Source organism: Streptomyces sp. 8N706 (genome assembly GCF_052245415.1).
Lineage (GTDB): Bacteria > Actinomycetota > Actinomycetes > Streptomycetales > Streptomycetaceae > Streptomyces.
In genome coordinates this window covers 39,717-46,860 of the sequence record NZ_JBQQBW010000053.1, presented here as the reverse complement: position 1 = coordinate 46,860, position 7,144 = coordinate 39,717, and the positions used below count along the sequence as shown (strand labels likewise).

Genomic DNA, 7,144 nt, shown 5'->3' with positions numbered 1-7,144 from the left:
TGACGGGCAGGATCTCGGCGTCGAAGAGGCCGTCCTTGCGGGCGGCGGCGGCGCGCTGGTGGCTGCGCAGCGCGAAGCTGTCCTGCCGTTCGCGGCCGACACCATAGCGCTCGGCGACCTCCTCGGCGGTCTCGCCCATGGAGAGCACGCCGTGCAGCTGGTGCATGCGCGGGTTGGTCAACCGCCAGCCGAGCCGGGTGTCGTAGGTCTCGACCTTGTGCGGCAGTGCCTCGTCAGGGCGCGGCAGTACGAAGGGGGCGCGGCTCATCGACTCCGAGCCGCCGGCCACCACCACCTCGGCCTCGCCGGCGGCGATGGTCCGAGCAGCGGCGGTGACCGCCTCCATGCCCGAGGCGCACAGCCGGTTGACCGTGGCTCCGGGCACGGACTCCGGCAGGCCGGCCAGCAGCACCGCCATCCGGGCGACGTTGCGGTTGTCCTCGCCCGACTGGTTGGCGGCGCCCCAATAGACGTCGTCGATGCGGACCGGGTCCAGGGCGGGCACATCGGCGAGCAGGCCCTTGAGGACGGTTGCGGCGAGGTCGTCAGGGCGGACGGTGGACAGGGCGCCACGCAGCCGGCCGATGGGGGTGCGGCGGGCGGCGGCGAAGTACACGGGGCGCACGGGGACTCCTGGTTGGGTGGGCGGTGGTGGTGGGGAACGGTCAGCTCGACCGATGCCGTCGACACCGGTGGAGGCGGCTGCGATGAGCGACTTCCGGACCTGACTGGTACCTCGTAGAGGGGCATCTCGCCGGCGTCGGGGGCAGCTCGCCCACCGGGTACTCGTCGGTGCGTCCCCAGCCGCCGGAGATGTGGAGGGCGTTGTTCCCGCACCGCACCGCGGCCTCGCTCGTGTACGGCTTCGCCACCGTGGCTCGGTGACGAACCGGGGGCCCGCAGCCGATGTGAGCGGCGACCCGCCAGGTCGGCGGCCGGGCGGCGCCGATGTTTTCGATCATCTTCCGGAACACCTGGTGCCCGGCGGCCGGCGTGCCGGCCTTCTTCCGCTCCCCGCGTAGCGCACGGCTGCCTCCAGGCTGGTCCCAGCGCGCCGGCACAGCGGGCCGGCAGGGACGTACGGACCTCGACCAGGTCGCGCCTGCGGCCTGCTCCGCTGTGAGTACATGATCCATGGAGGTACACCTCGCCGTCGGGTGCAAGGGAACGCGCTGTGAGGGCGACGGGCGCCGACGAATTAAACTAGCGCTGCAAGTTTTTTTGGACTGTAACCCGTAGCGCCACTGGTTGTGAAGGGGGACCCGCCCCGGGCACGCCGCACCGCGCCCGCGGCGGGGCCCATGGCGCCGAACCGTCGCCGCGCGACGCGAGGGAACCGGTCGCCGCGTCGGCGCTGGACAAGGGCCGGAGGCCGGTCGCGGCCGGTCGTGTGGGCATCGCGAGCGCGACCCCGGCGGTCCGCCGGTGAGCGCGAGCAGCCGTCGACCCTTGTAACCGATCGACGTTCGGTTTACTCTCCCCAGAAATAACCGAACACTGATCGGTCACCCCCGAAAGCTGCCCGACGCACAGAGCGCGGTTCACGACCGTTACCGCGCCGCCACCGGGCCATCCCCCTCGTGTTCATCCGTTGCATCCGTCCGGCGCAGCCGACTCTCCGACTCACTGAGCCGCCTGCGGGCTCGCTCCGAGTCTCGTCAGGCCGTCGGTCCCGGACCCCATGTCCGCCAGTCCTCAGCTGACCCATGTCAGCGCTTTTCGTGTGATTGCAGGAGACCGTATGGCAGCCTTGTCACTTGCGGCTACGCTCGCCGAGCCCGCCCGCCGCTCCCCCGGCAGTCCCGCGCTGGTCGAAGGCGGCGTCCGCCTGGCCTATGGCGAGTTGTGGGCCGATGCCCTGCGCTACGCCGCCGCGCTGCGGAAGCAAGGCGTGCGCCCCGATGACCGTGTGGCCTTGCTGTGCCCCAACACTGCGGACTTCGTTCGCGCCTACTACGCCATCCTGGCCCTCGGCGGTGTCGTCGTGCCGGTGCCGACGCTGCTCAACGCGGACGAAGCCGCGTATGTCCTCGAGCACTCCGGCGCCCGAACGCTCGTCGCCGAGGTGAGCTATCTCGATCTCGGCCGGGAGGCGGCGCACAAGGCGGGGGTCTCCTTCCTCCCCCTCGGGGACCGTCACAACAGCGGGTCGTTGGACGCGCTCGCACGCTCGGCCGACCCTCTGCGTACGTACATCCCCCGGGACACCGAGGACCCAGCCGTCATCTTCTACACCTCCGGCACCACAGGACGTCCCAAAGGTGCTGTACTCACCCACTTCAATCTGGTCATGAACGCGACGGTGAATGCGTTCGATGCCAATGGTCTGCGCTCCGACGACGTGGTGCTCGGCTGCCTGCCGCTGTTCCACACCTTCGGCCAGACCGTGGCCATGAACGCCACCTTCCGCGCGGGCGCCGCGCTCGTGCTGCAGCCGCGGTTCGACCCGGACGGCGCCATCGCCCTCATGCGGGACCACGGGGTTACCGCGTTCTACGGCGTACCGACGATGTTCGTCAGGCTCCTGGACAGCGCGGCGGGTCGCCAGGATCTCCCCCAGCTTGGCATGTGCATCTCCGGTGGTGCGTCACTGCCGGTCGCGGTGCTTGAGCGCTTCGAGGAGACCTTCACCACCACCGTGTACGAGGGCTACGGCCTCTCGGAGACCTCTCCGACCGCGAGTGTCAACCAGCCCGGGTACGGGAGGCGGCCGGGAACCGTCGGCCACCCCCTGTGGGGCGTGGAGGTGGAAATCGCCGACGCCGACATCGAGGACTGCATCGAGTTGCTGCCGCCCGGCGCGACCGGTGAGGTCGTCATCCGCGGTCACAACGTCATGGCCGGTTATCTCGGCGACCCGGAGGCCACCGCCGCGGCCATCGTCGACGGCTGGTTCCGTACCGGCGACATCGGGCGCAAGGACGCCGACGGGTTTCTCTCGATCGTCGACCGCAAGAAGGACCTCATCATCCGCGGCGGCTTCAACGTCTACCCCCGCGAGGTCGAAGAAGCCCTGATGCGCCACCCCGACATCGCCCAGGCAGCCGTCATCGGCATCCCCGACGACGAACGCGGCGAGGAGATCTGCGCCGTTGTCGTGCCGCGCACCGGCCGTTCCATCGATCCCGACGCCCTCATCGCGTGGACCCGCGACCGGGTGGGCCGTCACAAGTACCCCCGTCGCATCGAGGTCGTCGACCAACTGCCGCTCGGGCCCAGCCACAAGGTGCTCAAGCGGGAACTGCGTCGGCAGTTCACCCAGCAGGCCACCCCCCGTGCTACCGAAAGGACCGTCACTTCATGACTGCTCAGAACACCACGACAGACCCTCAAAAACCTGTCGATACGGGGGCGGTTCCGCGCTCCGAGGTGCGCCGTGCGGCCCTCACCGCCATGGCCACCTCCGCCATCGAGTGGTACGACTTCTTCATCTACGGCACGGCAGCCGCGCTCGTGTTCAGCACAAAGTTCTTCCCGTCGTTCAGCCCCGTGGCCGGAGTGCTCGCGGCTTTCGCGACCTTCGCCATCGGCTTCGCCGCCCGCCCGCTCGGGGGCATCGTCTGCGGCCACTTCGGCGACAAGTTCGGCCGCAAACCCGTTCTTGTGGCGACACTGATCGTCATGGGCGGGGCGACCACGCTGATCGGTCTGCTACCCACCTTCTCCGTGATCGGGATCGGGGCACCCATCATCTTGGCGCTGCTCCGCTTCGCCCAGGGCCTGGCGGTCGGGGGGCAGTGGGGCGGTGCGATGCTCGTCGCGACGGAGTACGCACCGCCCGGGCGGAGAGGACTGTACGGCAGCTTTGTGCAACTCGGCGTGCCGATCGGCCTGATCCTCGGCAATCTGACCTTCCTCTTCATGACCAGCGTGGTCGCCAAGGACGACTTCGAGGCGTGGGGATGGCGGGTGCCGTTCATCTTCAGCGTGGTGATGATCGCGCTGGCCATCTTCGTCCACAAGCGGCTGGAGGAGACCCCGGCCTTCCAGCGCGCGGAGCAGCGGCTGGCCGAGGGCAAGGAAGCCCGGCGGCGCTCGCCGGTGCTGGAAGTGCTGCGCACCCAGCCCAAGCAGATCCTTCTCGCCGCCGGCTCGTTCCTCGTCGTCAACGCCGCTTTCTACCTGCTGGTCACCGGGATGCTCGACTACGGCAGCAGGCACCTGGGAATGAGCCAGAGCACCGTGCTGGCTGCCGTGCTGCTGGGCAATGCTGCCCAGCTCGTCGCGCTCCCGGCCTTCGCGGCGCTCTCGGACCGCATAGGCCGCCGCCGCGTCTACGCGGCCGGGGTCCTGGCCCTGGGCGTCTGGGCATTCCCGATGTTCCAGCTCATCGACACCAAGCAGTTCCCGCTCGTCGTCCTGGCCCTGGTCGGGGGCGTCACGTGCCTGTCGGTGGCGTACGGTCCGCAGGCCGCGCTGTTCGCCGAGATGTTCAGCGCCGAGGTTCGCTACTCCGGCGCCTCCCTCGGCTACCAGATCGCCTCGGTGCTCGGCGGCGGTCTGGCACCGTTCGTGATGGTTCTGCTGCTGGAGGCCACGCACACTTCGATGTCGATCTCCCTCTACGTGGCCGTGATGGCGGTCGTCGCTCTGCTGTCGCTGTGGCGGATCAAGCCAGTCCGCGATCCGGCGGAATAGCCGTCGCTTTCCCCTGCAACCCGGTGACGGGTGGGTTATGGACGTGGCGGCCACCGCGCGATGCTTCGAGTACGACCACGTACTCGGGTGTGCGGTGGCCGTCATGCCGTACACGCTCGCCAGGGCCCGGTCCGCCCAGCCGCCCCGGCCCGCCCAGCCGCTCCGGTCCGCCGGTCGGACCGGCGCCCTGCCCTCGAGTTGTTCCTCGACGGTCGCACGGCACTGCACGCCCGGGTTGCCGCATCTGCGGAGGATCACGGGGAGTCCTGACGGTCCGGCCGCAAGGCCGCTCGATGTGCGAGTGGCGGGAGGAGCAGCCGCGGCAAGGATCGGCGATTGCCCGGCAGCGGTCGGCGGCCCGGCAGCGGTCAGGCGGTTTCCTCGGGGTGCAGGCGTCCCAGCAGCTCATGGAGACTGCGGCGGCCCTCCTCGTCGAGACGCGCGAAGGCTGCCGAGGTGGCACGCATGTCGGCGCGGATGCGGCGGACGGCCTCCCTTCCCTCTTCGGTGGCGACCACGTTCTTGATCCGCCGGTCGGTCGCATTGAGGTGCCTGGAGACCAGTCCACGTGCCTCCAGCCGGTCGACGAGCCCGGTGATGTTGGAGGCGTCGCAGGCGAGCAGTCCTGCGAGGGCGCGCATGGGCAGCGGTTGCCGTAGCAGGATGAGCATCTTGGCCTGGCTCAGGGTGAGCCCGTGTTCTGCGGCCGCCGCTGCCAGATCCCGGTAGTAACCGGCAGCGGCGCGCGCCAAGCGCTCCATGAGTTCGTCGGGGGCAAGGGCGTTGCCCAGCGGGGCGGAGCGGTCGGCGTGCGGGACAGGGGTACGGGCCATGTCGCAAGTGTAGGCGAAGCTCAAAGTTTGACTTTCTCAACCATTGAGGTTTAACGTCGGGCCACTGCTTGGTTGTATCAAGCATCTAATCATTGACCGATCCTCGTCGTCGATCTCCCGCCACGACGCCCGCACCGGAGAAAGCGCCCGTGTCACAACCCCTTGTTCCGCCGCCTGGCCGACGCCGAGTCGAGACCGCAGTCGTCCTCACCCTGAGCCTCGCCGCGATGATCGTGTCGATGATGCAGACGCTGGTGGTGCCGATCCTCGGCCTGATGCAGAGCAGCCTCGGCGCCAGCTCGGCGGAGGTCAGCTGGGTCACCACCGCTACCCTGCTCTCCGCTGCGGTCTTCACCCCGTTGCTCGGCCGCTTCGGCGACCAGCGCGGGAAGAAGCCGACCCTGATCGGCGTGCTGGCGGTGATGATCGTCGGCTCGGTCCTGGCCGCCACGACCGATTCGCTGCTCTGGCTGATCGTCGGCCGCGTGTTGCAGGGTGCCGCCACCGCGATCTTCCCGCTCGCTCTGTCGGTGCTCCGCGAGGAGGTACCTGCCCGCCGGCTGCCGGGAGCGATGGCGCTGGTCAGCGGCACCCTGGCATTCGGCAGCGGCTTCGCGCTGGTCACCACCGGCCTGCTGACGCGAGGCGAGAACGCCGACTATCACCGCGTCTTCTGGCTGGCCGCCGGCCTCGCAGCGGTCACCCTGCTCGCCGTCGCCCTCCTCGTACCGGCGAGCCGCAGCAAGACGGGCGGACGCACCGACATACTCGGCGCGCTCACCCTCGGCCTCTTCCTGGTTCTGCTGCTGCTGCCGATCTCCCAGGGCCACGAGTGGGGCTGGACCTCCGCCCGTACGCTGGGCAGCTTCGCAGGAGCGGTCATCATGGCCGGCGTCTGGAGCCTCACCGAGAGCCGCGTCCGCGAACCCATGGTCGACATGAGGATGTTCCTTCACCGCCCGGTGCTCTTCAGTAACCTCGCGGGCCTCTTTGTCGGGTTCGGGATGTTCACCCAGTTCCTCGGCATCTCCTACCTGGCGCAGATACCGGAGAACGTCGCGGGCTACGGCTTCGGCGCCTCCGTGCTCCGCGCCTCCGTCGAGTACCTGCTGCCCAGCACCATCGCCTCCCTCGTCGCCGCCCAGTTCGGTGGCGTGCTGATCCGCAGGATCGGCCCACGCCGCACCCTCGCCCTCAGCGCAGTGATCGGCATCGCGGGCTTCGCCTGGCTGGCCGCCGCACACTCCTCGACCCCCTCGGTCATCGGCGCCGGAATGGCCGTCGGAACTGCCATCAGCCTCGGCTACGCCGCGATGCCCGCCCTGATCGTCGCGGGGGTGCCACCCCACCAGACCGGCATCGCCAACGGCATCAATTCCATCTCCCGGTCCGTCGGCAGTTCGATCGGCAGCGCGCTGATCACCTCACTGCTCGCCTCCAGGACCATCGAGCACCTGCCGGCCGGAGTGCCCCCGCTGCCCGCCGAGAGCCAGTTCACCCTGAGCTTCACCATCGCCGGTGTCGCCTTCGCGCTCGTCCTGGCCGTCGCGCTGGTCGGCCTCAGGCAGCACCAGCAGGTGCCCCGTGAGGAACACCACGTGCCCACCACCGAGCCGGCCGCTGCCACGACCGCTGCCTGACGAGCCCCACCGCACCACCGCACCACCGCACCA

Annotated in this window: 6 protein-coding genes; 3 read left to right on the top strand and 3 right to left on the bottom strand. The window is 69.5% G+C overall.

The features are described 5' to 3' along the window. Together ACTWQE_RS20505 and ACTWQE_RS20500 are read right to left on the bottom strand one after the other, a co-directional pair. The coding region (locus tag ACTWQE_RS20505) for a thiolase family protein (protein WP_443330444.1) at window positions 1-625 on the bottom strand (625 nt) is incomplete at its 3' end. A gap of 40 nt (window positions 626-665) precedes the next feature. Next, the gene (locus ACTWQE_RS20500) at window positions 666-1,136 is read right to left on the bottom strand and encodes an acyl-CoA dehydrogenase family protein (RefSeq protein ID WP_443330443.1); all 471 of its coding nucleotides are present in this window, start codon (window positions 1,134-1,136) and stop codon (window positions 666-668) included. 605 nt (window positions 1,137-1,741) lie between these two features. Between ACTWQE_RS20500 and ACTWQE_RS20495 the strand changes: the two genes are divergently transcribed. Together ACTWQE_RS20495 and ACTWQE_RS20490 are read left to right on the top strand one after the other, a co-directional pair. After that, window positions 1,742-3,304, top strand: coding sequence for a long-chain-fatty-acid--CoA ligase (locus ACTWQE_RS20495; RefSeq protein ID WP_443330442.1), 1,563 nt, complete (start codon window positions 1,742-1,744; stop codon window positions 3,302-3,304). Continuing rightward, window positions 3,301-4,638, top strand: coding sequence for an MFS transporter (locus ACTWQE_RS20490; protein ID WP_443330441.1), 1,338 nt, complete (start codon window positions 3,301-3,303; stop codon window positions 4,636-4,638). Before ACTWQE_RS20495 ends, ACTWQE_RS20490 begins: the two co-directional genes overlap by 4 nt. A 368-nt stretch (window positions 4,639-5,006) precedes the next feature. Here the strand turns inward: ACTWQE_RS20490 and ACTWQE_RS20485 are convergent, their stop codons facing one another. After that, on the bottom strand, window positions 5,007-5,471 hold the full coding sequence (locus tag ACTWQE_RS20485; protein WP_443330440.1) for a MarR family winged helix-turn-helix transcriptional regulator: 465 nt from the start codon (window positions 5,469-5,471) through the stop codon (window positions 5,007-5,009). A gap of 149 nt (window positions 5,472-5,620) precedes the next feature. Here ACTWQE_RS20485 and ACTWQE_RS20480 point away from each other — a divergent pair, with 149 nt between their 5' ends. Then, entirely contained in the window at window positions 5,621-7,111 is a 1,491-nt protein-coding gene (locus ACTWQE_RS20480; RefSeq protein ID WP_443330439.1) for an MFS transporter, read from the top strand. The last annotated feature ends 33 nt before the right edge of the window (window positions 7,112-7,144 follow it).

Excerpts from the sequence above, each read along its gene's own strand:
- ACTWQE_RS20500 (WP_443330443.1), bottom strand. The coding sequence starts at position 1,136 with ATGGATCATGTACTCACAGCGGAGCAGGCCGCAGGCGCGACCTGGTCG.
- ACTWQE_RS20495 (WP_443330442.1), top strand. The coding sequence starts at position 1,742 with ATGGCAGCCTTGTCACTTGCGGCTACGCTCGCCGAGCCCGCCCGCCGC.
- ACTWQE_RS20490 (WP_443330441.1), top strand. The coding sequence starts at position 3,301 with ATGACTGCTCAGAACACCACGACAGACCCTCAAAAACCTGTCGATACG.
- ACTWQE_RS20485 (WP_443330440.1), bottom strand. The coding sequence starts at position 5,471 with ATGGCCCGTACCCCTGTCCCGCACGCCGACCGCTCCGCCCCGCTGGGC.